The following is a 23,733-nucleotide window of genomic DNA, read 5'->3' on the forward strand; positions in this document are numbered from 1 at the left end:
TCGGGCGGAAAGAGGCCTTGCAGCTCAGAGCTCGATTTCACGCGCGCCCGCGCCGCCGCGCGTGACGAGGAAGCCGGGTTCGACGCCGAAGCGGCTCCGGTAGCCGTCGCGGACCGCAGCCATGACCGCGTCGAGCGCGGATTCGTCGACGAGGGACACGGTCGAGCCGCCGAACCCGCCGCCGGTCATGCGCGCGCCGTGGACGCCCGGCTGGGCGACGGCGAGGTCGACGAGCGCGTCGAGCTCCGGACAGCTCACCTCGTAGTCGTGCTGCAAGGATCGGTGCGACGCGACGAACGAGGCGCCGACGGCCGCGATGTCGCCGCGCCGGAGGGCCTGGGCGGCCGATTGCGTGCGTGCATTCTCGGTGACGACGTGACGCACGCGGCGAAGAATGGGGTCGGGGAGGAGCGAGGTATTCTCGGCGAAGGCCTCCTCCGTGACGTCGCGGAGCGCGCGGATCCCGGGGAGGGCGCCGCCGAGGAGCGCGACCCCACGCTCGCATTCCGCGCGGCGGGTGTTGTATTCGGACGTGGCGAGGGCGTGCTTTTTGCGAGTGTCGGTCACGAGGATTGCGACGGGGCCGGCGGGCAGGGGGACGGCCTCGGTCGCGAGCGAGCGGCAATCGACGAGCAAGGCCGCGCCCGCGCGGGCGCACGCGGAGACGAGCTGGTCCATGATGCCGCATCGGGTGCCCACGAACGTATGCTCGGCGGCCTGGCCGGCGAGGGCGAGCGCCACGCGGTCCACCGTCGCGCCCGCGAGCGAGAGCAGCGCGAAGCCGGTCGCCATTTCGAGGGCGGCCGAGGACGAGAGGCCCGCGCCGTGCGGTACGTCGCCCGTGACGAGGAGGTCCGCGCCGCGGAGCGTGTGGATCCTCGAATCGACGATGTGTGCGATGCCCTCGATGTAATCGACCCACCGGCCGGTCCTGCCGGCCCCGGGGCGGTCGAGGTCGAGTTCTGCGGTCTGGTCGAGATCCAGGCTGTGCACGCGAATCGTGCGATCGTCGCGGGGCGCGGCGACGACGGTGACGCCGAGCTCGAGCGCGACGGGCAGGACGAACCCGTCGTTGTAATCGGTGTGCTCGCCGATGAGGTTGACGCGGCCGGGGGCGAAAAACGCCCGTGGCCCGTGGCTTCTCCGGCCGAAATGCGCCTCGAAGTGGGACCGCGCGTCGACGGTATCTCTCATGAGCGCTCGGTGACCCGATCCAGGCTCAGGTCTTCGATTTGTACAGGTTGAAATCGGCGCCTATGACGAGGATCCAGGAGAATGCGTATTGCCACATCGGATCGATGAGGTTCGTGCCGAGCTGCGCGATGGCGAAAGGCGACATGCGATTCGACAGGAACTTTTTCGGCCAGCGGCCGAAGGCGACCGCGTGCAGGGTGAGCTGTTCGAGGCCCGTGCCGAGGACGCGCTGATACCGGCTGCTCACGCCGAGCAAGAGCTCGCCGGGCTTCGGGACGGGGGCCGCATAGGCGACGAGGAGCTCGTGCGCGTGGCTGAAATCCTCGAGCTTGCGCAGGGTGAACGTGAAGTTGTCGTGATAGACGTCGTCGGGGCCCGCGCCCGGAGCGGTGTAGTAGTTCCAGTCGGCGGTGAAGTTGTATTGAAAGGCGATGGGCCCGACCTTGCCCTGGAGCGTGGGGAGGACCCGGAGACGGAAGCCCCCGTGATTGATGGGGGCGAGGAAATGGGCCGGGTTATCCATTCCCTCGCCGTCCTCCTGGTTGACCCAGTCGACGGCGGCCAGGCTGCCGCGCGTGAGCTGCCCCGCGGCGAGGCGCTCGCGGCCGAGCGGGGTCATGACGCGGAGGCCGCCGTTGAACGGCTCCTTGATGAAATAATCGTAGGCGCCCTGGACCTGCAGTCGGAAGAACGCGATCGGGGTGATGTCGACGAAGGGCCCGACGGTATTGTTGACGAAGCCATAGACGTCACGCACGCCGATCGTGACGTTCGTCGAATCCCACAAGACCCCCTTTTTTTGCACGAGCGGAATCTTGTAGCCGAGCGTCGTGCCGATGGCCGAGCGGGTGTAGTGCATACCCCAGGGGACATAGAAGACGCTGAGATCGAGTGAGCGCGGGCGGCGCTCGTCGGGCGCTGCGGGGTCCGCGGCGGGCTTCGCCTCGGCGGGTTTGTCCGGGGACGTCGGCTCGCCGTCCTTTTGATGCGGCTCGTCGGCGTCGCCGGCGCGCGCGGTCAGGGAGAGCGAAAGCAGGGTGAGCGCCGTGAGACCGCGGAGGAGGGTTCGCATGACGTTGCGCCGTGCGGCCCGCGCGAGGTGGTTTCGTGGTGCGCGTGGCTTGCTCCGGAGAGCATATCGGGAGTCGCGCGGGGTGTATACATGCATCCCGCCGCGCGTCACCCGGCGCGGTGATCAGGCGTCAGCGCGGCGACAGGCGATGTCGACGATTTCGCGCTGCCAGCCCACGGACGAGCTTGCCTGGATGCGGCGAAACTCGGCGATGGCGCGGACGCGCGCGTCTTCCTCGTCGGCGGCCTCGATACGGAACGTGCCGCGGAAGGTCCGAGCCTCCTGGCCCGCGTGCTCGGCGAACGTCGGCTCCTTGTACGATATGACGACCTCGTAGAGAGCGCCGCGTGGGGCGGGGGCGCTCTGGGAAGTGCGCTCGGCCCTCTCGCGCTCCAGCGTATCGGGGAGGACCCGCCGCGTGCTCGGGGCGTCGTCCATCACGTCGTTCGGCGTCGTCACGAGGGACATCCTAGCAGAGGGAACACGCTCGCCCCAAGAAGGTTTCGCGCGTGGTCCTTGACGCAGAAACGAGGCAGCGCGAAAAAATCTCGCGGATCACGCGGACACGAAAGGCCGCGATCAAGATGAACCGTCGCTCTCCCTGGAAACACGCGGCCCTCGCCGCGTCCCTCGTCTCGTGCGGCGTCGCCCAAAGCGGTTGCACCTCCAACCATCGTAGCGAGGAGAACGTCGGTGCTGCGCCGAGCGCATCGGCTCCTCCGGCCACGCCCGCGGCATCTGCGGCGTCGAGCGAACCAGCGCGTTGCGCGGCGCGATCGCCCCGTCGCTTCGAGCGCGCCGCGGCCGGCGGCGCGAGCTCGGCGGTGACGCTCGTGCGCGCGGGCGACAAAACGCTGGCGCTCGTCGCGGACTACGACGAGCGGGCGCTCCACGTGGTCGACACGGGTTCGATGCGACAGGTGTCGGTGACGCCGCTCGAAGGCCGGCCCGGGCACGTGCTCGCGCTCGAAGGAGGCCTCGTCGCCGTGGGGCTGCGCGATACGTCGCGCGTGCTCCTGCTCGAGCCCGCCGACGAGGCGCTCGCGAAACCCTTCGAGGCGCGATGCGCGGTGGACGTCGCGGCCGAGCCGTGGGCGCTCGCGGAGGAGGGCGGCTCGCTCCTCGTGACGAGCGGGTTCGGCGGGGCGCTCACGGTGCTCGCGACGGCCGATCTCTCGGTCGCGCGGGTGATCGCGCTGCCGCGCGAGCCACGCGCGGTGATCGTGGCGAACGCGGGCGCGGAGGCGTTCGTCACGCACGCCGTGGGGGGCGTCGTGTCGGTGGTGCATTGGAAAGACGCGGCGAAGGAGCCCGAGGCGATCTCGCTGCACGCGGGGCGGAGCATCGGCGCGGATGGATCGTTTGACGACAAAACACCACGCAAAGCCTCGCAAGGGTATGCGCTCGCGCGTGTGGTCGGGACGCGCAGCGACGGGACGCGCGACGCGCTCCGGATCTTCGCGCCGCATACGAGCGTGGATCCAGGCGCGCCGGCCGTGGGGGTGACGATCGGATATGGCGGATCCGGTCAGGGGCCGCGGACGATGGCGCAGCTCGTGAGCGTGGTCGATCCGGGCGCGAAGCGGTCGATCACGAATCACGTGGCAGGCGTGTTCAACGCGGCGTTCGGGCAGGATTGCATCCTTCCGCGGAGCGCGGCCGCCGACGACAATGGCCTCTTCGTCGCGTGCCTCGACATCGACGCGATGATCGAGATGGATCCGTGGGTCGGGGATCCGAGCATCGCCGAGCGACGGCGGATCGCGCTGCCCGCGGGGCCGAGCTCGCTCGTGCTCTCCGACGACGGGAAACGCGTGTTCGTCTGGTCGGAGATGGATCGAGCGCTCTCGCGTATCGAGCGTGAATCGTTCGGCGTGACGAGCGTCGCGCTCTGGCGGCGATCGGGCGTCACGCGGGACGCGAAGATCGAGCGAGGCCGGCGGTTGTTTCATACGACGCGGGACGCGCGCCTCGGCATGGGCCGCGGCTGCGCGAGCTGTCATCCGGAAGGGCGCGAGGACGGGCTCGTCTGGACGAGCCCCGATGGCGTGCGGCAGACGCCGATGCTCGCGGGGCGCGTCGCGAGCACGGGTCCTTATGGATGGTTCGGAGAGCACGCGACGGTGCGGGACCATTTGAATGAGACATTCACGCGGCTCGGCGGGACCGGCCTCGCGAAGCATTCAGAGGAGGATTACGAGGCGCTGCTCGCGTACGTGTCGTCGCTGCCCCCGCCGCCGCAGACGAAGCCGAAGGAGCCGGATCTTTCGGAGCGAGGCAAGCAGGTGTACGTGGCCTATGGCTGCAATGGCTGTCACAAGGACGGCGGCATGGACGGGAAGCCGCACGACGTGGGCAGCGGGCAAAAAGGCGAGCGCCGCTCCGATTTCGACACGCCGTCCCTGCTCGGCGTGCGCGGGACCGCGCCTTATTATCACGACGGGCGGTACTCGACGCTCGATGAAATGCTCTCGGCGAAGGATCAACGCATGTTCCCCGGCACGCTGAGCGGCGCGGACAAGAAGGCGCTGCTCGCCTATTTGGAGACGTTGTGATGGAGTGCTCGGCGCGAGGGACGAGAATGCGAAACGTGGCTTCGTTCGTGCTCGGCGCGGCGCTGCTCTCGACCCAGGGAGGGCCCGCGCGCGCGGCGGACGAGCCCGCGCCGCCGCCCGGCTGGGAGGCGCCTCCGCCGCTCCCCACGAAGCCGGCGAAGGCCCCGAAGGCCCCTTCGTGTTGCCAGCACGACGCGATCTGTTGCTCCCGACAAACCTCGATCGATCAGGCGCTGATCCGCCGCGTCGTGCGGATGATCGAGGTGCGTATCGCCGACCTGCCGAAGGAGGAGGTGCAGGAAGCGCCGAAGGACGGGCCGGGGCTCACGGGCGTGCGGCCGCTCCGCATCGTGGACGGGAATGGAAGGGCCTTTCCGTGGCTCGATGGGCCCGTGGGGGAGGTTCGCTTGATGCCGCCGGGGCATTGCGGCGAGTTCAGGATCCGCAAGGAGGAGTGGCCCTCGCCGTTCTACGCCGAGCCGGAGTTTCAGGGGATGGGCAGCGGGCGGGTGCTCGGGCGCTTCGAGGACAAACCGGCCGACAAGGGGCGCAGCCTGATCACCGGGGCTCTCTCGTATCTGTCGTTCGATCGCGCCGACGGCGACGGGATCGCCGTCGAGCGCGTGGAAGGAATGCTCGAAGGCACGCCCGACCTCCGCGTGACGCGCAGGGCGCGCGTCCTCGCCGCGCCGATCCTGCCGGGCCGCGTGAATGCATACCAGGACAAACGGGGGGACGAGACGCGGGTCGTGTTCGTCTTGCCGGAGGTGCTCCTCGGATTCGAGGCAAAGGAGACGAAGGTCGCAGGCGGGTTTTTGCCGGTGCGCGGCGAGACGACGGAGACATTCACGACGTACGCGATCCCCGTGGGGACAGGGCGGAGCGGCGTCGGGACGTTCGTGATCATGAGCCGCTGGCTGCGGCGGTGGTTTCCACCGAAAAACCAGGAAAAACTACCGCCGGCCCAGCCGGGGGGCGTCGCCGTGAGCCAGACGTCGGTCGAGGCGGAGCCCCGCGCGCGGGTCTTCTTGTACGAGCCGGAGCCCGATATCTTCCAGTAGGTCGAGGGGCGTGAGGTGCGGGCGGCGCGCGCGCGCGGTCACTGCAGGGCGGGGGTGTTCTCGGCGAAGTATTCGTGGTTGTCGGCGTTGTTCAGCGCCTTCGTCGGATCGGAGATCGCGAGCGACTTCGCACCGGACTGGCCATACACCCAGTCGTCCGTGCCGGCGATGACGTCGAAGTGTGAGAGCTCGTGGATGATCGTGCCGCCCTTGGAGTCCGTGCCGGAGAGCGGTGCGCTCCAGAAGACGCTGCAGAGATACACGTTGTACGGCTGGTTCGGATACACGTACGCGTAGTACTTCTTCTTGCAGCCGCAATCGAAGTTCAGCGACTTCGAATCGATCGCGTCCTTGATGGCCGCGTAATGGCTCTTCGCCGTGCCCCAGCCGTTCGTCGAGAATGCGCCGAACCACGTGGTATACCGCGGCGTCGCCGAGGGCGAGCCGCCGAGGTAGGCGACCGCGCCGTTCGCCATGGTGCTGGAGGCGCCGAGCGCCTGCGTGACCGTGGTCTGCTGGTCGGCGGTGCACTTGTTGAAGCCGAGGCTCCCGAAGCTCTGCGGGCCCGGGGCCTTGATGAACTGGGGCGACGGCGCGTTCGCGCGGCCCTCGATCCACAGGCTCACCTCATTCGAATCGATCGAGACCGCCTGCTTCGTCACGGACGAAAGCATGTCGGCCGCGTACTGGACGGTGTACGTGCCCGTCTGCGTCAGATCGTAGAAGCCCGAGAGCGTGGCCGTGCGCGTCACGGTCTTGCCCGGGCCGAGCACGACGTAATCCTCGTCCGACATCGCCGGCCTCTTGTAATGCGGGCCCGTGAACGCCACCGGCTGCCCGTCGTGCGTGACGAGGAAGAGATCCTCTTCGAGATCCTCGCCGGGCGCATACCACGCGGGCAGGCGGATGGAGCGCTTCGTCGTGTTGGTGAGCTTCACCGTGACCGTCACGCTCTCGGTCGGGCTCACGGATATCTTGTCGACGGAGAGCTCGACCGCGAGGTCCCCCGCGGCAGGATCCATTCCCTCGTCGACCACGACTTCGTTGCCCGCCCCGTCCTCGTCATCCTGAACGACGCACGCGCCGAGCAGCATCGCGCTCGCAGCACCCAGAGCCAGCCACTTGAAAGGAAGCTTCTTGCTCATCGTTGGACCCCTGGACAGGAGGAGCGACCGGCGGTGACAGCCCGACGAAGGAGACTCCTCACTGTCCTCCAAACGTACAATTTCTGTTTTCGAAATGAAATCGAAAAAAATCGACGGAGGGACGAAAAAACAGGCCGTGGTGATACCGACGGGTGGTCACTCGAGTGACCGAAATGGGCGCGCTCGCGATTGCGAGGTTCAGCCCCGGTGTTCGGTCGTGAGGAGCGCGCGTCGCTCGGCGAGCCACGCGCGGGCCTCGGCTTCCGTCGCGAAATAGCGTGTGGGCACCGTGTCGATTCGCCGGAGGAAGCTGCCGGCGCGCACGACGAGGTCCGCGAGGACGCGGATCGCGAAGTGCGCCCCGAAGATGGCCACGCCGAGCACGGGGACGTCGTGCACCTTCTCCGCCCCCGCCCTGCGCGCGCCCGCGCTGACGGACCCGATGCGCGAGAGATCCACGAGCTTCAGGAGATACGGACGGCCCGCGATGAGGGATCCTTCCTGCAACGTCAGCTCGCGCATCTCCGCCTCGCTGATGTCGCCGACGAATCTCCACACGGCCGTATCCGGCGGCTCGAAAAATACCGTATGATTCTCCCTCATCAGGTGTCTCGCGACACGAGCGAGCGTAGATCGTGCCGAAGCCGATACGTGAAACCAAGCAAAAACAGCGCGCCGAACGCGCCCCTTCGGGAGAGCCGTATTACCTTGGTGCGGCGCGTCAGCAGGATGACGGACGTGCCTTGCTTGCGCGCTGCGCCGCGGCAGACGCGCACGGCCCGAGGGAGGGGAATGCGCGGCGCAATGGCGGAAGTGTTATAGAAGGAAAAACGGCGAGAGGAGATCGCTCAGTATCGGCGTCCGGGCGCCGCTGTATCACGGAGCGGCGCCGGCATATCGTCGGAATCGCTCGCGGGCGTCATTTCGAGCGTCGACGGATGCACGAGGACGGGCGCGCGGGAGAGGAGCGCGTACGCGCCGAGCAAACACGTCGCGATCACCACGACGACGGCGAGCGGGTGCGGCTTCGCTTGCAGGTGCGCTTGCGGCAAGGGGACCTCCTCGAGGGAAAGAAAGGATGGCCGCCCGACGGCGCCATCGTCCACGGAAAAGAAAGCGGAAGCGGACAGGAAATGTCCCAGGCTTGACAGGGCCTCGGTCCTGTGCCTGTTGGTACTGGCTGGAGAGGATGAGCACGATGGTGGACAAGCTCGATGTCGCCCGAGCGCTTCGCGAGATCGGGGCACTGCTCCGATGCAAAGAGGAGAGCTCGTTCAAGGTGCAGGCCTACGAGAATGGCGCGTCTGCGGTCGAGGCGCTCTCCGAGGACCTCGGCCGGCTGGTCGCGGAGGAGCGCCTGACGCAGGTGCCCGGCATTGGCGCGTCGCTCGCTTCCATCATCACCGAGATCGTCCGAACGGGGCAATCCGAGCTGCTCACGAAGCTCCGCGCATCGCTGCCGCCCGGCGTGCTCGAGCTTTGCGAGATTCCCGGGCTCAGCCCGAAAAAAATCCAGGTGCTCCACGACGCGCTGGGAATCACGAGCGTGGAGGAACTGCGGCAGGCCTGCGCCGCGGGCCGCGTCCGCTCGGTGAAGGGATTCGGCCCGAAGACGCAGCAGAGCCTGCTCGAGGCGATCGCGCAGCGGGAGTCCCGCGAGGCGCGGGTGCTGCTCGTCGACGCGCTGGGCGTCGCGGAGCCGCTGCTCGACCACCTCCGCGCCTTCCCCGCGGTGAAGCAGGCGGATCTCGCCGGTGAGGTGCGCCGTTTTTGCGAGACGGTTTCGGAGGTGAACGTCGTCGTGTCGAGCGACGAGGCCCTTGCGGTTCTCGATCACGCCGAGCGATTTCCGCGTGTGACGCGGGTACGGAGTCGAGACGCGCAACAGGTCGATCTCTTTCTCGCGGGAGACGTGCGGGCGTCCGTGCACGTGTCGCCGCCCGATCGATACGCCGCGGCTCTTTTGACGCATACAGGCTCCCCGGCGCACCTCGCCGAGCTCGGCCGAGCGGCCGCGGAGCGCGGCCTCGATCTCGATGGAATGCGCGCGCTCGTCAGCATCGAGAGCGAGACGCAGGTGTACCGGGCGCTCGGCCTGCATCCCGTGCCGCCCGAGCTCCGCGAGGGAGACGGGGAGGTCCTTGCGGCGCGGCGTGACGATTTCGCCGATCTCGTCACGCAGAGCGACATCCTGGGCATGGTGCATTGCCACACCGTCTTTTCGGATGGCAACGACACGATCGAGGACATGGCGCGCGCGGCCGAGGCGATGGGGATGAAATATCTCACGATCACGGATCATTCGCCGACGGCGCATTACGCGAGGGGCGTGGAGCTCGATCGTTTGAAATCGCAGTGGGACGAGATCGCGCGCGTCCAGGAGCGGGTGAAGATCAAGCTCTTGCGCGGGACGGAATCGGACATCCTCGCGACCGGCGCGCTCGATTACCCCGACACCATCCTGGAGCAGCTCGACGTGGTGATCGCGAGCGTCCATTCACGCATGAAGATGGACGAAGCGGCGATGACGCAGAGGCTCGTGGACGCGATGCGGCAGCCGATCTTCAAGATATGGGGCCACCCGCTCGGCCGTCTGCTCTTGCGGCGCGAGCCCTTCGCTTGCCGGGTCGAGGAGGTGCTCGACGTGATTGCCTCGTCGCGGGCCGCGATCGAGGTCAACGGGGACCCGTACCGGCTCGACATGGAGCCGCGCTGGTTGAAGGAGGCGCGCAAGCGCGGGATTCGCTTCGTCATCTCGACGGACGCGCATTCGACGAAGGGCCTCTCGTCGCTGCGCTTCGGCGTGGGGGTGGCGCGGCGAGGTGGGCTCCGCCGGGGCGAGGTGCTCAATACGCTCGGCCCCGAAGGCTTCGCGGCGGCGGTCAGGCCCATCCATTGAGGTGGGCGCCGAAGTTGCAGGTGCTCCGGGTACGATCCTCGCACCGGCGTATCGGCATGACCCCCAGAACGAAGAACGACACCCGCCCCGGCAGCCCAGCCCGCCCGCGGACCCTGCCGGGACGTGGCCCCGTCTCCAATGCCTGCCCGCTGTTTTTCCGTGTCCTCGTGTACGAGGCGCGATCGGGCGAGAAGAGCTTCACCGATTGTGGCTACGAGCTCGGACGGCAGATCTTCTCCATCGTGGGAAATGAGCTCGGGGAAGAGGTGCTCGGCGAGCTCGTCGTGCTCGTCATGAAGCGCGACACCCTGGCGATCCTGCAATGGCTGAAGGGCCACGTGCCTCGCATGATGGACATGATCCCGACGCGCGACCTCCGCGCGTTCATGAAGGGATTCATGCAGGCGGTCGTCGAGTAGCGCGTCATTTGAGCTCGAGCACGAGCTCGAACTCTCCTGCCTCGTCCATCCACCCGTCGACGATGACGTGATAGGTCGCGTCCGCCAGGACGTCGATCTGATTGACGTCCTGGTCATCGATCGTCGATCCGATCGAGCAATCGAGCACGTCGCCTTCGCTGCCGGGGCACGAGGTCCATGTGTGCAGCCAGTGGTGCGCGTACTGGGGATGGAGCGTCGCGACGAGCGTGCCCGACGACGAGGGCCGGACGGGAAAGACGAGCTCCTTGCCGATTCTCTCGCCTGGCATGCACTCGCTGAAACTCGGGCTCTGCGTCGTCAAGTCCGCCCCCCGGCTCGTGTCGTCGAAGAGCGACAGGGACTCGCCTGCCGCGATCTCGGTGAGCGACGTGCAGGCTTCCTCGTTGCCCTGGCCCGGCGGCGCAGGGGGCGTGTATTCGTCGACCGCGCAAGCCGAGAGCAAGAGGCCGAGCATCAGGCAAATGCCAGGGCCTGCGAGGCGGGAAAAGGGCCGCATGGCGCGCGAGCATTCCACCGCGGGCTGCCCGATACAAGAGGGAAGTCGGTCCGTCAAAAGAAGCTCTTCAGCGTTCGCTCCACGCGCGCCGGCTCGAAGGCATACGTGAGCAGGGCGCCGTAGACCGCGCCGGAGAAATGCGCGTCGTGGTTGATGTCGTCGCCGGCGGTATAGGAGTGCCAGGCGCTGTAGGCGAGGTAGGCCACGGCGAACACGATGCCTGGCACCGGAATGGGAAGAAACATGAGCTGGAGCTTGAGCTTCGGGACCAGGAGGACGGCGCTGAACATCACGGCGGCCACGGCGCCGGAGGCCCCGAGCGAGCTGTAATTCGGTTTTCGCATGTACCGGAGGGTCGTGGGGATGAACCCGACGATCACCGCGGTGACGTACAGCGCGAGGTACCGCGTCACGCCGAGCACGCGAATGGTTTGCTCCGTGAAGAAGTACAGCGAGAACATGTTGAACGCGAGATGGGAGAAATCCGCGTGCACCCACCCCGCGGTGAGCAGGCGATGGATGTGCCCGTTCTTGCGCACCTGGTAGGGAATCAGGATCAGCGCGCGCCGCACAGGCTCGGAGGTCCACCCGAGCAGGCTCACGATCGCCACGGAAGCAATCAGCAAGACGGGGACGGGCGAGGCGAGGAGACGCGCCGGGAGATCGTTCATGGCGGTAGGATATCACGGTCCGCGTGCGCCGCGCCTCTTGCTCTCGTTGTTGAAAATCACTTGCATTTTCATGATTCCTCCAGTAGAAGCTGGCCATGATGTCAGAAGAAACACGTGATCCGGGCTGTTTCGCAGGAGGAGCACTCGTGATGTTCGGGGGGATGTATGCGTGACCGCGTTCTATTGCGTTGCCTGACATCCGTCGTCGCACCGGCTCTCTTCGTCGGCGTTCCTGCCTGCGCGGCGCTCGATAGCCACGATCAGACGCGCAAAACGGTGGAGGTCGTGGATGAGGCCGCGACCGACGACCCGAGCACGACCACCGGTTCCGGCACGGGCGGCGCCGGAGGGGCCGGCGGCAGTGACGCGACGGCCAGCAGCTCCACGGGATCGGGCTCATTTCCGCCGCCCGACGACGACGACGACGACGACGACGATGATGATGACGACGACGACGATGATGATGACGACGACGACGACGATGATGATGACGACGATGATGATGACGACGATGATGACGACGACGACGACGACGAAGAGGAAGAGGACGACGACGATTGATGTTTTTCAGGCACCGTGAGATCGCGCTCCTCTGCGCTCTCCTTTCGTCGGTCCTGCATCCTTCCCATTCGTTCGCGGGTGACCCCAAAGCACCGACGACGGCCAAGCGTCAGGCCACGTCGAGCCTCGACGCCACCGCCAGCGCCGAGACGTCGTTTTATCTCGACGATACCCACGTCGGCGTCGTCACCCCGACGATCGCAGGTACGATTTCGAGCCCGACGGCAGGATGGTCCTTGGGCGGTCGGTATCTCGTCGACGTCGTGACCGCCGCGTCGGCCGATATCGTGGCCACCGCGTCGCCTCCCTGGACGGAGGTTCGTCACGCCGCATCCCTCGAAGGGGGCTACGAGAAAGGAGACCTCGGGGCCTCTGCGCATGCATCGTTGTCGCGTGAGCCCGATTATTTGTCGATATCGGCAGGGCTCCAAGGGACGCTCGAGCTCGACGACAAGAACTACGGGTTGCTGCTCGGGTATTCGTACCGGCACGATACGGCAGGACGCGCGGGGACCCCGTTCGACGTGTTCGGATGGACGCTCGAGCGGCACGACGTGAACGCTGGGCTCACGGTCGTCATGAATCGCTCGACAATCGGAGCGATCCAGCTCGACGGCATGTTCGAGCGGGGAAATCAGGCCAAACCTTATCGTTACGTGCCCCTCTTCGAAGCGGCCGCCGCCGAGGAGGTCCCCGCCGGCGCGAGCGTCGCGCTCGTCAGCGCGCTTCGCCTGCATGCGCGCCCCCTGGAGGCGCTGCCTCTCGTGCGGAACCGATTCGCGCTGACCGGGCGCCTCGCGCATCGCCGTTCGGCCGCCACGCTGCGCGTGGAGGAGAGGCTTTACACGGACACGTGGGGAATGGCCGCGAGCACGACGGACGTACGGTATTCGATCGACATCGGGCGGTTCGTCACGGTATGGCCCCGCCTGCGCTTCCATGCGCAGACCGGCGCCGATTTCTGGCAGCGCGCGACCGTGGTGTCCGTCGCGGCGGATGGCGCGATCACGATTCCCGCGATCCGGACCGGGGATCGCGAGCTCGGGCCGCTCTGGACGCTGACGGCCGGGGGAGGGGTGTCCGTGAAGCTCGGCCCGATCTTCACGGTGAGCCTCCAGGTGGACGGCGTCTTCACGCATTACCTCGACGCGCTCTACCTCACGCGGCGCAATGCCTTGTTCTCGGCGCTCGCCCTGCAAGCGGCCTTCGACTGACGCCGATATCGCATCAGAAAGCGTAAAAGAAGGAGAGCTCGGGCGAGAGGAGCGTGCCCGTCGAGGGAAAGGGCTTCGTGAACCGCAAGGCGGCAGAGACGCCGAGCGACGGCGAGATCGCATAGGTCGCCGCGACCCCGAGGCCGACGAAGCCCGTGCCGGATTTTCGGTACGCGCTGAGCGTCTGCGAGGGGGGATTGTCGAGCTGGCTCGCGGGCGGCGGCTTCGTCGTGTCCTCTTCCACGACGACCCGGTATTCGGTGTCGAATTGCGCGATGCCGGCGGTGACGAAGACGGAGCCCCGGAGCCCTGGCCTCGCGAAGGGCCGGGCGCCGAACGTGTATCCCGCGCGGATCTCGCCGTGAAAAGGCAAAAACTCCGGCGCCTCGGCCCCGCTCGGCCGCGGCCCGCCCCCGCGGAGCACCCACCCGAGGCGCAATCCGAGCGAGAGGTTCTCGAAAACCACGCGGTCGAAGCCGAGTAGCATCCGCGTCGTCGCGATCTGGAGGCCAGGGCGCACCTCCCCGCCGCGCCCGACGAGCGGTGTGCCGTGGTATTGCGTCCCCGCGTCCCGGAAGCAGGCGTAATCGCCGTGGAGCTGGCTCTCCGGCGAGCAGACGTCGGTGCCCGCGTGGATCCCCAGATCCTGGACGAGCGACAAGGAGAGGCCATTGTTCAGGCTGGGGGCTTTTTTCGGCGGCGCGTCGGCGGCCAGTGTTTCTTTGGGAAAAACCACGAGCATTGTGACGAGGAGCCACGCCCCCCACCACAAGCGCGTGTCAGTTGCAGCCGCAGCCGCCCTCGGCGCTCGCCGACCCGCCGCTCGCGCCTTCGTGGACCGCTTGCATGTGGGATTCGCCGGGGCCGGACACGGGGCCGACCGACATCGTCGGATGCGCGAGGCGCCCGCGTTCGTAAGGCGCGACGTGCGTGCAGGCCGCGAGCCCGCAGAGGAGCACGAGCAGGCATGCGAGCTGCGTGGTTCGCAGGACCATGGAGACCTCGTATCGAAAAGGGAGGGGTTCGAGGGAATGGCCCTCGTCAGGGTGTCCACGAGAGATGCCTTCCGATGAATGCGGGCTCGTCCGGCAAGGTCGTATCCTGGGCGTCTTGGCCCTTCACGAAATCGACCGCCATCCACGGCCCGGGCGCCTCGCCGGAGTCCGACGAGTTCCATTCGGTGAATTCGACGTGCACGCGATACGTGCCGTCCGGGGCCTCGACGCCGGCCGTGTCCGTGCCATTCCAGGTGGACACGTGCTCGGCGTGGGATTTCCTCGTGGCACCGGTCACCGCATCCACGACATTCGTGCCCGATGCCGCGCCCCAGCGCACGAGGTGCTCCACGCGCTTCGCCGCCCACACTTCGAGCGTCTTGACGAACGTATCCTGCGCGTCCGTGATCCAGACGGCGCCGATGTTTTTCGGAGCATATTCGCCGTCGAGGGAGACGGTGGTGAAGCGAAATGCGAGCGCGCCGCCGGCGGGCGCCCCGCCGCCGGTCCCGCCCGCGCCGCCCGCGCCGCCCGCGCCCATTCCTCCGCTGCTCGCAGCGTCCGCCGCTGCTCCGCCGCCGTCTCCGCCATAAGGTACCCAGAACGCGGGATCGCTCCGCGTCGCGGGGCCACAAGCGAGCAGCACGGGCGCGAGGAGGCTTGCCGCCCACACGGGGGCGAGACGTTTCGCATTTCTCGTTGACCAGACCATCGGCGCCAGGTACCCTGTTGATGTTGACTTCTACTTTCATCTTCAGCTTAGAAGAGATCGCACCCTGGAGACAAGAGGAAAGTTGTTCGTGTTCACGCTGACCCACAACGACACCGCACGAAGGTCGGGCCCTCGCGGGCCCTCCGCGGCGCGATTCGCGCTCGCTTGCCTTTGCATTGCGGGGATGGGCTGCACGAACCCGCTCCAGGAGGGCGCGATTGCCGAGCTCGGCCCCGAGTCGCCGGCCATTCCTGTCGGCCCTTTGCATCGTCCCGGACAACCCTGCCTCGTATGTCACGACGGCGCCGAGGCCACCGAGCTCTCCGTCGCCGGGACGATCCACGAGCGCGCCGATTCGACGAAGCCGGTCCCCGACGTGCTCGTGCATCTCGTCGACGCGCGCGGGACGGCCTACGTGACGGCCACGAACTGCGCGGGCAATTTTTTCGTGAGGCCCGGCGATTTCAGCCCTCAATACCCGATGCGGGTGGCGATCGAGCGGGACGGGTTCCGTCAGGAAATGGAATCGCCGGTGAACGGCGAGGGCTCGTGCGCGGCGTGTCATACCAGCGAGCCCGGTCCACGCTCCGCCGGCCGCGTCTTTTTGCTCTCCGTCGCTGCGACCCTGGAGGACCGCTGTCCGTGAGACGAATGCTCCTGCGCTCGTTGTTCCCGTTCGTATGGCCTGCGCTCGCCGTCGCCTGCGCCTCCGAAGCCGAGCCGACGGACGTGCTGCTCGTCCCGAGTCGCGTCACCTACCCGAGCGTCGGCGACGCGCTGGAGTACCGTTGCGCGACGCTGGATTGTCATGGAAAACCCGAGCGGAACCTGCGGCTTTACGGGAGCTCCGGGATGCGGCTCGAGGCAGGGGACGTGCCGGGGCACGGCGAGACGACCGACGCGGAATACGAGGCGAGTTATCGATCCGTGATCGGGCTCGAACCCGAGGTGCTCGGTCTGGTCATCGCGGAGGGCGGCCGTGCGCCGGAGCGGCTCTCGTTGGTTCGAAAGGCGCGCGGCGAAGAGGCGCACAAGGGCGGGGCGCAAATCGTCCCCGGGGACGACGCGGATCGATGTTTGACGAGCTGGCTATCGGCCGCGACGGACGAGGCCGCGTGCGTGCGTGCGGCGGAGAATCAGGGATCGGAGTGAGCGCCGAGCATGCGCCGGAGCTCGGGGATCGCGGCGCGGGCCTCGGCGAGGTCACGCACGAAGCGGGTGGGGCTCGGATGCGTGGGGCGAAGCGCGATGACCGCGCGAAAAAGGAGGTCGGCGAGGGTACGTAACATCGCATTGGCCCCGATCACGACAATGGCCCGCGGAGGCCCGACGTCTCGCGTCTCGGCGAATGCTCGGCGAGCGCCCATCGACATCCACGAGAGCTCGGAGACGTCGCAAAGCACGATGGCATGCGGCCATTCCGCGCCGGCCGCGAGTTGTGCCGCGAGGAGGGGCTTCGCCTCCGCCACATCGAGGGTGCCCCGCATCGTGACGTGCAGGATATCGGGTCGCTCGATCCAGACGTCCGGGTGGCTCGTCGGCGTGCGCAGAGCGGGGGGATCCAGGTCGTCGGGGTTTTGAGGAGACGGCAATACGCAGCGCAGGATACCGCGAAAGAGGTCGTCTCCTCAACCGGAATTTTCCCAGCGGGAGATCGCTGCCTTCAGCCACGCCGGTGCATTGTCCATCGGCGGCTGCGGCTCCGTGCGTGTCAGTTCCTCCGCGCGGCGAAGCTGTTCGGCGAGCGGCGGAACATCCCACGCAGCGCGCTCCGCGTCCGTCGTCGTCGGGTCCACGTCCCAGAGTCGATGACGCGCGCCATCGGGGACGAATTGCGTCCCGTATTTCTGCGGCCGACCCTCGTACATGCACCATCGGTCGTACGAAGCCGCAGCGAGCCAGCGGGCCGGCAAAAATCCGCGCTCGGCCGCTTCTCGTGCGAGCTCGTGCGCGCGTCGCGCGTCGCCCGGGTGATCTCCATGGTTGAACAACCACGCCGCGTGAAAGAGGTCGTCGGCCGAAGCACCTCCGCGCTCGCGCAAGAGGTCGAGCGCCGATTCTGCCTGAGCACGGCGCGCGCGATCCCGCTCTCGCAGCGCGCGGTAGTCGGGCGTATCGACCGGAGGGACCGCGGCGTGCTCGCGCACGTCCTCCGCGTGGAGCGCGGCGAGCGTGCGCGACGGGGCGAGCTCCGGGGAGCCATTGGGGGCTTTGTTCACGGCGTCTTTCTAGCGCAGAGGGATCGGCACGCGCCATCTCCCTTTGCTGCTTTCGCTGTTCGCTTTTTTGCCCGCGTGCGACAAGGCAAAGCCCGGTGCGGACGACAAGCCCAAGACGGCCGAGGTGCCCGCGGCCAGCAGCGCCGTTGCCGCCGTCGCGCCGCCGGCGGCGCGCCTCGAGCTCCCGAAGGGTTACCGCGCGATCGCTGCGCCGCCCGTCCCGGTCGCGCCGAAGGGAGGTCGCGAGGCTATCGGTCCAGGAAGGGGGCCTCGCCCGCGATGTTGAGCCGGTGCATCAGCCTCTCGCGGGGGAAATAATCGGCCACGGCGAGGTGCTGCGTGCAGCGGTTGTCCCAGAGGACGAGGTCGCGCCGCTGCCATTTGTGCCGGTAGATGAATTCGTTCGTCTCGATGTGACGGTAGAGAAAGTCGAGGATCGCGCGGCTCTCGGCCGGCGACAGGCCGCTCACGTGGGTCACGTAGGGCCCCGAGATGTAAAGCGCCCTCCGCTTCGTCGTCGGGTGTGTCCTCACGAGGGGGTGCTCGACGGCGGGGTATCGCTCGAAATGCTCGTCGGGATCGATGCCCTTCTTCCGGAGATTGCGCTGGAGCGTCCCATAATCGGACCCGAACGCCTTTTTGACGTCGTGCACCGCTTTCAGCCCGAGGAGCAGCTCCTGCATCGGCCGGGAGAGGGCCTCGTAGGCCATGTACATGTTCGAGAACAACGTATCTCCGCCGATCTCGGGGGTGATCTTGGCATAGAGCACGGTGCCGAGCGGCGGACGCGGCCAGCCGCTGTTGTCGGTGTGCCAGGAATTGAGCCCGGGCGGCTTCTCCGCATTGTTGTGCAGGAGCATGCACTCGGGGTGGCCCTCCACCGTGAAGGGAAGGAGGTGCTCGTGGATGACGGGCTCTCCGAACGCGCGGGCGAATCGGGACAGATCCTCGACGGCCAGCTCCTGATTGCGAAAAATCAGCACGCTGTGCTGGTGGAAAGCGTTCCGGATCGTCTCCCAGGTCTCCTGCGAGAGTTCCTGCGAGAGATCCACCGCGCGGACCTCGGCGCCGAGGGCGAGGCTGATCGGCTCGACGACGGGCGTCGCGCTCATGACATTTCTCCAGTCGGCATGATCATTTCGGTGGGCAAGACGGTCTGCAGGATTCCGCGGAGCACGCTCGGGTCGATCGCCCCGCCGGTGATGACGGCGCAAGGCGTCTTCCAGCGGTACAGCGGCATGTATTTGAGCGCCGCCGCGAAGGCCGCGGCGCCGGCGCCTTCGAGGAGGAGATCGTCCGAGCGCGCCAGGGACGAGATGGCAATGGCGATTTCCCGAGGCGTCACGGAGAGGACGCCCGAGAGCACGTCCCTGAGCCGATAGAACTGCCAGGGAATGATGAAGCTCGCGCCGATGCCATCGACGAACGACGGCTTGTGCTCCACCGTCACGGGTTTGCCCGCGCGGATCGAAGCGGCGAGCGGCGCGCCCGTGGAGACCTCCACGGCGAAGACCTTCGTTTTGCGCCGCGCACAGCGAAGCAAAGAGGCGATGCTGTACGCGAGGTTTCCCCCGCCAAACGGGACGAGGATGGCGTCGACCTCGGGGAGATCTTCGAGGATCTCCAGCGCGATCGTCGAGTTGCCCAGGCACACGTAGGGGTCGCTCTCCGAGGATACGAAAAAACCAGGCAAGCCCGGGTATCTCGCATCGATCATCGCGGTGCGCCACCGTTCGAGGGGGGCGCGGATCACGTTCGCGGTGGGATTGTATAACTGGATCCGGTCGAGCTTGAAAGGGGCGATGTGGTGGGGGACGATCACCGTGTAGTCGAGCCCGAGCTGCAATGTCGCGTGCGCCATGCCTTGCGCGAAATTTCCCGAGCTGCACGTGACGACGCCGCGGCTCTGCATGTGCGTCCATACCTCGGGATGGGCGCACCGATATCCGAGCACGGCGCTGAGCGCGCCTCGGAGCTTGAAGGAGTCCGTCGGCTGCAGGTTTTCACATTTCAGGAAGACGTTCCCCGCTCCTGCGCGCTCGGCGGCCTTCGATGGGCGGAGAGATGTCCGCAGGACATGGGGGCCGATGAGCTCGGCGACACGCCTGGCGTTGTCGACGGAGATCTGCGGCGAGTCTTCACGAATCATGGCGCGCATTGTATCGGGGAGAATGGAGGCGATCAGGCAGCGAATCTGGCTCCTGGCTCGATCCGTCCTTCACGTTGGCAGCTTCAAGACCTTGTACCGGAAATCATCCTGCAAGCCGATTCGATACGAGAGTGCGATCGAAGCGGCCTTGTCCACGTCGCAGGTGGCCTCCGCTCGGAGGCCGAGCTTTTCGCTGTGCTTCTTGACCGCCGCGCAGACGACGTTCGAGAGACCCGTGCGCCGATACGCCTCGTGCGTGTAGGTGCCAATTTCGACGTGGCCTCCGCCGACGACGCCGTGCGCCTCCGTGATCAATTGTCCATCCAGGAGCAAACCGAATCCGTAATGATACGCGAGGAAGTTCTCGGTGGATCCAAAGATACGGTGAACGGCGCCCTTCCAGTTGGAGTTTCGAAAGAGGTCACCGTCGATCCGGACGAGCTCGAACGGCGACGGCACTTCGATGTCCGGGCACCCCGGCCCGCCCGCGGGGGCGCCGAGCTGGCGCCGTTCGCCCTCCATGAGGCCATACCTGGCCGCGGCGGCGCTCACGTCGAGGCCTTGCGGATGAATGAACGTGATCGGCGGCGTCTTCATGACGAGCGCCAGCATTGCGTCGAGCGTCTCCGGGTCGAGCGCACCCGCGGCGAAGCAGAAGCTCGCGTCGGTGACGATCAGGCAGGCCGCGAAATCTTGCTCCGCCGGAACGACCCATACGCGCCCGGGGAGCTTTCGCTCGAGGACGCCGAGAACGAACGCGAGGTTCGGGTACTCCGGGGCGAAGAATCGGCGGACGCTCGTGTATCTCTCCGATGCCAGATCGATCAGCATGATAAGGTAGGGGCGGCTCGCGCGCGCCAGTGCAGCAGCTGCATTGCAGCCCGTCAAGCGCTCATGCCCCGTGAGCCGGAGATAGCACGATTTCGTTGTAAACTTGTGCTTTGCATAGACCCACGGCCCAGGCGGGCCGCGGGGTTTCAGGCGCGACGCTTGCGGGGAGCGGCCTTGCGCGTCGAGCGCGGCGCGGCGAGGCGATGCGCCTCCTCGACGATCGCTGTGATGGCCCCCCAATCGGGGTCACGATCGAGCCGCGCGCCGATCCATCCCTGCCGGCCCACGTAGGGCGGGACGAAGAAGCGAAATGGATCGGATTCGACCACCATCTGCTGGGCGTCGGGCGTCGCTTTGCACCAGATCGCCAGGCGCCCGTCGCCGTGATGGTTGTCCATGAACATGACGAACGTCTTGTCGCGCACGACAAAGCAGGGGCGCATGTGCTTCGTCACCTCGGCCGTGCCGGGCAAGGCAAGACAGATCGTGCGAATGCGATCGAATGCGGCGTCGCTCGTCATCGCTGTCCTGGATCAGTTTGTTCCGCAATAACGTAGTTCGCAGGTCGTGGGGTTCGGGAGCTGGAAGACGTAGTAGGCTCCGCAGTTCGTCACCTGGATGGCCGACGACCAGTTGCAGGAGTTGCCACTCCAGTTGAAGCACACCGTCCGTGGCACCGTTTGTCCGGTCACGGTCGGATACGTCCCCTGCATCCATCCCGGCGCGTCCGTGCCGCAAGCATAGATCAGCGGTGCGCTCGTCGGCATCCTCGTGCCGGCGGCGCCCGAGAACCGGTACCAGAGGTTGTTCATGGTGCTGTCGCAAATCTCGACGTTGCCGTCGCCGTCGTTGAATGTGACGTTCCGGTCCGACTCGGTGAGCGAGGTGTAGCTATAACACTGCGACGGCAGCTCGCTCTGGCAGGCCGAGCTGCACCCGTCGCCGTTCACGATGTTGCCGTCGTCGCATTGCTCGATGCCGGCCTGGACGAAGCCGTCGCCGCAGACGGCGGTCTTGCACATGCCGACGCAGCCATCGGTGTTGGAGGCATTGCCATCGTCGCATTGCTCGACGCCGGTCTGGACGAAGCCATCGCCGCAGACGGCGGTCTTGCACATGCCGACGCAGCCATCGGTGTTGGAGGCATTGCCGTCGTCGCATTGCTCGACGCCGGCCTGAACGAAGCCATCGCCGCAGACGGCGGTCTTGCACATGCCGACGCAGCCATCGGCGTTCGAGGGGTTGCCATCGTCGCATTGCTCGACGCCGGTCTGGACGAAGCCATCGCCGCAGACGGCGGCCTTGCACATGGCGCAGGCATCCGTGGTCGAAGGATTGCCATCATCGCATTGCTCGACGCCCGCCTGGACGAACCCGTCGCCACAGCTCGCGGGAACACACGTGCTCAGGCAAGCGTCGGCGTTCGAAGCATTGCCGTCGTCGCATGTCTCGACGCCGGCCTGGACGAACCCGTCTCCGCATTTGGCCGGAAGGCACGTCACCAGGCAGGCGTCGGTGTTCGAGGGGTTGCCGTCGTCGCATTGCTCGACGCCGGCCTGGACGAACCCGTCTCCGCAGCTCGGCAGGACGCAGGCGTTGAGGCAGGCGTCGGTGTTCGAGGCATTGCCGTCGTCACACGGCTCGACGCCAGCCTGGACGAAGCCGTCCCCGCAGCTCGCCGGAAGGCAAGAGTTCAGGCAGGAATCGGAGTTCGAGGCGTTGCCGTCGTCGCATTGCTCGAAACCCGTGTGAACGAACCCGTCGCCGCATTTGGCCGGCAGGCACGTGACGAGGCACGCATCGGTATTCGAAGCATTCCCATCGTCGCATTGCTCGACGCCCACGTTCACGATCCCGTCGCCGCATTTCGCCGGGATGCACCCGTTCAGGCAGGAATCGGCGTTCGAGCTGTTCCCGTCGTCGCATTGCTCGACGCCCACCTGCACGAAGCCGTCGCCGCAGCCCGCGATGACGCACGTCGACAGGCACTCGTCGCCGTCGAAATCGTTGCCGTCGTCGCACGACTCGCCCACCTGGAGGATGCCGTCGCCGCACGTCGGCGGCTTGCACTGGTTCGTGCAGGCGTCGTCGTTCACGTCATTGCCATCATCGCAGGATTCGACGCCGGTCCTCACGACCCCGTCGCCGCACGTGGCATTCAAGCACGTGACGAGGCAATCGTCGGTATCGATCGCGTTGCCGTCGTCGCACTCCTCGCCGCTCTGCACGACCCCGTCGCCGCAGACGGCCTCACCGCCGCCTCCGCCCGCCTGCCCACCCGCGCCGCCGCTGCCCCCCGGGCCGCCTGCTCCGCCTGCGCCGCCCATTCCGCCGGTCCCGTCGCCCCCGCCGCCGGCTGTGCCGCCACCTCCGTTCGACGTGACCGAGCCTCCGTCGCTACACCCCACCCCCGCGAGCGCGAGGATCAAAACCAGAGCACACGAGCCACGATGTTGCTTCACCATCGACCGCGATTATCACGACGGCTCGAAGAAAACAATGGCCAGGCTCGGCCTAGAACGCATAACGCAGGTGGCGGACGAGCTTCCGGTAGAAAGGCAGCCGCCCCATGACCCCATGCACCATCCCGGAGACCCGGCCTTTGGAGAGCCTATCGACGAGCTCGGGCATTGTAAGGAAGTCGACGCTCTCGACGAGCCGAAGCTTCGGGACCTGCTTTTCGAGGTCGCGCGGGTCGTCGACCCCCCAGACGAGCTCGACCTTGGCGCCGCGCACGGTCGCCAGGCGGGAGACCATGCGCACCATCGCCGCGCTGTAGCCGTCGAATACGACCTGCCCGCTCGGAAACTGCTCGGTGATTCGCCGTAGCATCGCCGCCCCATCCTTTTCATGCAGGTACATGAGGAGGCCCTCGGCGACGACGAGGACCGGCGTGCCTCCCGGGATCGCGTCGAGCCAGGCGAGGTCGGTCACGGAGGTGCCGATCCGGCGATATCCCTCCCGCTCGGGATAAAGCTTTTCACGCAGCGCGATGACGTCGGGGAAGTCGACGTCGTACCAGCGGACCTCCGGCCCCGGATCGATTCGATACACGCGGGTATCGAGGCCGCAGCCGAGGTGCAGGACCGTCGACGCCGGGTGCTGGGCGAGGAACGCTCGCGTCCACTCGTCGAAGTGCCGGGCCCGCAGCGGCAAGGTGATGGCGCCGCCGCTCGGGAGCTTCAGCTCCTCGAAATCGTAATCGATGCGCGCGACCGCGTCCGCCGCGAATCGGTCGCCGAGGATCGTATTCGGGGCCGTGGCGTCCCTCGCCTTGCCGTACAGCGTGGCGAGGTACGTCTCCTTGTCCTTGGTCAGGCGAACCTTTTTCGCTTCCATTGTCGCCTCGGGCCGCGGCATGAGAGCGCGGCCCCGGGGAGTACATCAAGCCCGGTCGCCCCGGTCAAGCGGCCCGCCCGGCACACCGAGGGCCCGCATGGCCTGCCTGTCGAGCTCTGCTGCAAATTGTCTTGCATAGCGGACGCGTGTCCGTCATGTGAGATGTCACTCAGGATAGCG

Annotated in this window: 27 protein-coding genes; 8 read left to right on the forward strand and 19 right to left on the reverse strand. The window is 67.0% G+C overall.

Annotated elements, in window-relative coordinates; translation table 11 throughout:
• Positions 1-24: 24 nt before the first annotated feature.
• The 3 genes from galK to QHF85_RS05525 form a co-directional block, all read right to left on the reverse strand.
• Positions 25-1,194 (reverse strand): galactokinase, encoded by a 1,170-nt coding sequence (gene galK, locus QHF85_RS05515; RefSeq protein WP_281325995.1) that lies wholly within the window; start codon positions 1,192-1,194, stop codon positions 25-27.
• Between the two features lie 25 nt (positions 1,195-1,219).
• Positions 1,220-2,266, reverse strand: coding sequence for a hypothetical protein (locus tag QHF85_RS05520; RefSeq protein ID WP_281325996.1), 1,047 nt, complete (start codon positions 2,264-2,266; stop codon positions 1,220-1,222).
• A gap of 123 nt (positions 2,267-2,389) precedes the next feature.
• Entirely contained in the window at positions 2,390-2,725 is a 336-nt protein-coding gene (locus tag QHF85_RS05525; RefSeq protein WP_281325997.1) for a hypothetical protein, read from the reverse strand.
• 125 nt (positions 2,726-2,850) lie between these two features.
• Here QHF85_RS05525 and QHF85_RS05530 point away from each other — a divergent pair, with 125 nt between their 5' ends.
• Positions 2,851-4,821 carry a c-type cytochrome gene (locus tag QHF85_RS05530; protein WP_281325998.1) on the forward strand — a complete coding sequence of 657 codons (1,971 nt, stop codon included), beginning with the start codon at positions 2,851-2,853 and terminating at the stop codon, positions 4,819-4,821.
• A gap of 35 nt (positions 4,822-4,856) precedes the next feature.
• Positions 4,857-5,882, forward strand: coding sequence for a hypothetical protein (locus QHF85_RS05535; RefSeq protein ID WP_281325999.1), 1,026 nt, complete (start codon positions 4,857-4,859; stop codon positions 5,880-5,882).
• 38 nt (positions 5,883-5,920) lie between these two features.
• On the opposite strand, the gene QHF85_RS05540 is transcribed toward QHF85_RS05535, so the two are convergent.
• The 3 genes from QHF85_RS05540 to QHF85_RS05550 form a co-directional block, all read right to left on the reverse strand.
• Positions 5,921-7,027: a M35 family metallo-endopeptidase gene (locus QHF85_RS05540; protein ID WP_281326000.1), complete on the reverse strand. Its 1,107-nt coding sequence runs from the start codon at positions 7,025-7,027 to the stop codon at positions 5,921-5,923.
• 198 nt (positions 7,028-7,225) lie between these two features.
• Positions 7,226-7,630, reverse strand: coding sequence for an STAS/SEC14 domain-containing protein (locus tag QHF85_RS05545; RefSeq protein ID WP_281326001.1), 405 nt, complete (start codon positions 7,628-7,630; stop codon positions 7,226-7,228).
• Positions 7,631-7,875: 245 nt separating this feature from the next.
• Complete coding sequence (locus QHF85_RS05550; RefSeq protein WP_281326002.1) at positions 7,876-8,079, reverse strand: hypothetical protein; 204 nt, start codon at positions 8,077-8,079, stop codon at positions 7,876-7,878.
• A gap of 146 nt (positions 8,080-8,225) precedes the next feature.
• On the opposite strand from QHF85_RS05550, the gene QHF85_RS05555 reads away from it, so the two are divergent.
• Positions 8,226-9,926 (forward strand): PHP domain-containing protein, encoded by a 1,701-nt coding sequence (locus QHF85_RS05555; protein ID WP_281326003.1) that lies wholly within the window; start codon positions 8,226-8,228, stop codon positions 9,924-9,926.
• A gap of 56 nt (positions 9,927-9,982) precedes the next feature.
• A complete protein-coding gene (locus QHF85_RS05560; protein WP_281326004.1) occupies positions 9,983-10,345 on the forward strand; it encodes a hypothetical protein in 363 nt (120 codons plus the stop codon).
• A 4-nt stretch (positions 10,346-10,349) separates the two neighbouring features.
• Here the strand turns inward: QHF85_RS05560 and QHF85_RS05565 are convergent, their stop codons facing one another.
• Positions 10,350-10,862 (reverse strand): hypothetical protein, encoded by a 513-nt coding sequence (locus QHF85_RS05565; RefSeq protein ID WP_281326005.1) that lies wholly within the window; start codon positions 10,860-10,862, stop codon positions 10,350-10,352.
• A 53-nt stretch (positions 10,863-10,915) separates the two neighbouring features.
• Positions 10,916-11,533, reverse strand: coding sequence for a rhomboid family intramembrane serine protease (locus QHF85_RS05570; RefSeq protein WP_281326006.1), 618 nt, complete (start codon positions 11,531-11,533; stop codon positions 10,916-10,918).
• 165 nt (positions 11,534-11,698) lie between these two features.
• Between QHF85_RS05570 and QHF85_RS05575 the strand changes: the two genes are divergently transcribed.
• Together QHF85_RS05575 and QHF85_RS05580 are read left to right on the forward strand one after the other, a co-directional pair.
• Positions 11,699-12,094: a hypothetical protein gene (locus QHF85_RS05575; protein WP_281326007.1), complete on the forward strand. Its 396-nt coding sequence runs from the start codon at positions 11,699-11,701 to the stop codon at positions 12,092-12,094.
• Complete coding sequence (locus QHF85_RS05580) at positions 12,094-13,308, forward strand: DUF3570 domain-containing protein (protein WP_281326008.1); 1,215 nt, start codon at positions 12,094-12,096, stop codon at positions 13,306-13,308. The genes QHF85_RS05575 and QHF85_RS05580 overlap by 1 nt, the downstream gene beginning before the upstream one ends.
• A gap of 13 nt (positions 13,309-13,321) precedes the next feature.
• On the opposite strand, the gene QHF85_RS05585 is transcribed toward QHF85_RS05580, so the two are convergent.
• From QHF85_RS05585 to QHF85_RS05595, 3 genes are read right to left on the reverse strand one after another with little or no spacing between them, the layout of a single operon-like run.
• Positions 13,322-14,050: a hypothetical protein gene (locus QHF85_RS05585; protein WP_281326009.1), complete on the reverse strand. Its 729-nt coding sequence runs from the start codon at positions 14,048-14,050 to the stop codon at positions 13,322-13,324.
• A gap of 37 nt (positions 14,051-14,087) precedes the next feature.
• Complete coding sequence (locus tag QHF85_RS05590) at positions 14,088-14,303, reverse strand: DUF4266 domain-containing protein (RefSeq protein WP_281326010.1); 216 nt, start codon at positions 14,301-14,303, stop codon at positions 14,088-14,090.
• Positions 14,304-14,349: 46 nt separating this feature from the next.
• Complete coding sequence (locus QHF85_RS05595) at positions 14,350-14,976, reverse strand: DUF2271 domain-containing protein (RefSeq protein ID WP_281326011.1); 627 nt, start codon at positions 14,974-14,976, stop codon at positions 14,350-14,352.
• Between the two features lie 127 nt (positions 14,977-15,103).
• Between QHF85_RS05595 and QHF85_RS05600 the strand changes: the two genes are divergently transcribed.
• Both QHF85_RS05600 and QHF85_RS05605 read left to right on the forward strand, forming a co-directional pair.
• On the forward strand, positions 15,104-15,661 hold the full coding sequence (locus QHF85_RS05600) for a hypothetical protein (protein ID WP_281326012.1): 558 nt from the start codon (positions 15,104-15,106) through the stop codon (positions 15,659-15,661).
• Positions 15,658-16,167: a hypothetical protein gene (locus QHF85_RS05605; protein ID WP_281326013.1), complete on the forward strand. Its 510-nt coding sequence runs from the start codon at positions 15,658-15,660 to the stop codon at positions 16,165-16,167. Before QHF85_RS05600 ends, QHF85_RS05605 begins: the two co-directional genes overlap by 4 nt.
• Here QHF85_RS05605 and QHF85_RS05610 read toward each other — a convergent pair.
• The 8 genes from QHF85_RS05610 to QHF85_RS05645 form a co-directional block, all read right to left on the reverse strand.
• Complete coding sequence (locus tag QHF85_RS05610) at positions 16,152-16,607, reverse strand: hypothetical protein (RefSeq protein ID WP_281326014.1); 456 nt, start codon at positions 16,605-16,607, stop codon at positions 16,152-16,154. The genes QHF85_RS05605 and QHF85_RS05610 overlap by 16 nt on opposite strands.
• A 36-nt stretch (positions 16,608-16,643) precedes the next feature.
• Positions 16,644-17,234 carry a hypothetical protein gene (locus QHF85_RS05615; RefSeq protein WP_281326015.1) on the reverse strand — a complete coding sequence of 197 codons (591 nt, stop codon included), beginning with the start codon at positions 17,232-17,234 and terminating at the stop codon, positions 16,644-16,646.
• A gap of 248 nt (positions 17,235-17,482) precedes the next feature.
• Positions 17,483-18,346, reverse strand: coding sequence for a TauD/TfdA family dioxygenase (locus tag QHF85_RS05620; RefSeq protein ID WP_281326016.1), 864 nt, complete (start codon positions 18,344-18,346; stop codon positions 17,483-17,485).
• Positions 18,343-19,383: a pyridoxal-phosphate dependent enzyme gene (locus tag QHF85_RS05625; RefSeq protein ID WP_281326017.1), complete on the reverse strand. Its 1,041-nt coding sequence runs from the start codon at positions 19,381-19,383 to the stop codon at positions 18,343-18,345. The genes QHF85_RS05620 and QHF85_RS05625 overlap by 4 nt, the downstream gene beginning before the upstream one ends.
• A gap of 69 nt (positions 19,384-19,452) precedes the next feature.
• Entirely contained in the window at positions 19,453-20,214 is a 762-nt protein-coding gene (locus tag QHF85_RS05630) for a GNAT family N-acetyltransferase (RefSeq protein ID WP_281326018.1), read from the reverse strand.
• A 146-nt stretch (positions 20,215-20,360) separates the two neighbouring features.
• A complete protein-coding gene (locus QHF85_RS05635; protein ID WP_281326019.1) occupies positions 20,361-20,735 on the reverse strand; it encodes an MmcQ/YjbR family DNA-binding protein in 375 nt (124 codons plus the stop codon).
• Between the two features lie 12 nt (positions 20,736-20,747).
• Complete coding sequence (locus QHF85_RS05640; protein ID WP_281326020.1) at positions 20,748-22,679, reverse strand: DUF4215 domain-containing protein; 1,932 nt, start codon at positions 22,677-22,679, stop codon at positions 20,748-20,750.
• Positions 22,680-22,728: 49 nt separating this feature from the next.
• A complete protein-coding gene (locus tag QHF85_RS05645; RefSeq protein ID WP_281326021.1) occupies positions 22,729-23,553 on the reverse strand; it encodes a class I SAM-dependent methyltransferase in 825 nt (274 codons plus the stop codon).
• Between the last annotated feature and the right edge of the window lie 180 nt (positions 23,554-23,733).

The sequence above is a fragment of the Polyangium sp. 6x1 genome, from assembly GCF_029946515.1.
Lineage (GTDB): Bacteria > Myxococcota_A > Polyangia > Polyangiales > Polyangiaceae > Polyangium.

Excerpts from the sequence above, each read along its gene's own strand:
- galK (WP_281325995.1), bottom strand. The coding sequence starts at position 1,194 with ATGAGAGATACCGTCGACGCGCGGTCCCACTTCGAGGCGCATTTCGGC.
- QHF85_RS05520 (WP_281325996.1), bottom strand. The coding sequence starts at position 2,266 with ATGCGAACCCTCCTCCGCGGTCTCACGGCGCTCACCCTGCTTTCGCTC.
- QHF85_RS05530 (WP_281325998.1), top strand. The coding sequence starts at position 2,851 with ATGAACCGTCGCTCTCCCTGGAAACACGCGGCCCTCGCCGCGTCCCTC.
- QHF85_RS05540 (WP_281326000.1), bottom strand. The coding sequence starts at position 7,027 with ATGAGCAAGAAGCTTCCTTTCAAGTGGCTGGCTCTGGGTGCTGCGAGC.
- QHF85_RS05545 (WP_281326001.1), bottom strand. The coding sequence starts at position 7,630 with ATGAGGGAGAATCATACGGTATTTTTCGAGCCGCCGGATACGGCCGTG.
- QHF85_RS05555 (WP_281326003.1), top strand. The coding sequence starts at position 8,226 with ATGGTGGACAAGCTCGATGTCGCCCGAGCGCTTCGCGAGATCGGGGCA.
- QHF85_RS05560 (WP_281326004.1), top strand. The coding sequence starts at position 9,983 with ATGACCCCCAGAACGAAGAACGACACCCGCCCCGGCAGCCCAGCCCGC.
- QHF85_RS05565 (WP_281326005.1), bottom strand. The coding sequence starts at position 10,862 with ATGCGGCCCTTTTCCCGCCTCGCAGGCCCTGGCATTTGCCTGATGCTC.
- QHF85_RS05570 (WP_281326006.1), bottom strand. The coding sequence starts at position 11,533 with ATGAACGATCTCCCGGCGCGTCTCCTCGCCTCGCCCGTCCCCGTCTTG.
- QHF85_RS05575 (WP_281326007.1), top strand. The coding sequence starts at position 11,699 with ATGCGTGACCGCGTTCTATTGCGTTGCCTGACATCCGTCGTCGCACCG.
- QHF85_RS05580 (WP_281326008.1), top strand. The coding sequence starts at position 12,094 with ATGTTTTTCAGGCACCGTGAGATCGCGCTCCTCTGCGCTCTCCTTTCG.
- QHF85_RS05585 (WP_281326009.1), bottom strand. The coding sequence starts at position 14,050 with ATGCTCGTGGTTTTTCCCAAAGAAACACTGGCCGCCGACGCGCCGCCG.
- QHF85_RS05590 (WP_281326010.1), bottom strand. The coding sequence starts at position 14,303 with ATGGTCCTGCGAACCACGCAGCTCGCATGCCTGCTCGTGCTCCTCTGC.
- QHF85_RS05620 (WP_281326016.1), bottom strand. The coding sequence starts at position 18,346 with ATGAGCGCGACGCCCGTCGTCGAGCCGATCAGCCTCGCCCTCGGCGCC.
- QHF85_RS05625 (WP_281326017.1), bottom strand. The coding sequence starts at position 19,383 with ATGATTCGTGAAGACTCGCCGCAGATCTCCGTCGACAACGCCAGGCGT.
- QHF85_RS05630 (WP_281326018.1), bottom strand. The coding sequence starts at position 20,214 with ATGCTGATCGATCTGGCATCGGAGAGATACACGAGCGTCCGCCGATTC.
- QHF85_RS05635 (WP_281326019.1), bottom strand. The coding sequence starts at position 20,735 with ATGACGAGCGACGCCGCATTCGATCGCATTCGCACGATCTGTCTTGCC.
- QHF85_RS05640 (WP_281326020.1), bottom strand. The coding sequence starts at position 22,679 with ATGGTGAAGCAACATCGTGGCTCGTGTGCTCTGGTTTTGATCCTCGCG.
- QHF85_RS05645 (WP_281326021.1), bottom strand. The coding sequence starts at position 23,553 with ATGGAAGCGAAAAAGGTTCGCCTGACCAAGGACAAGGAGACGTACCTC.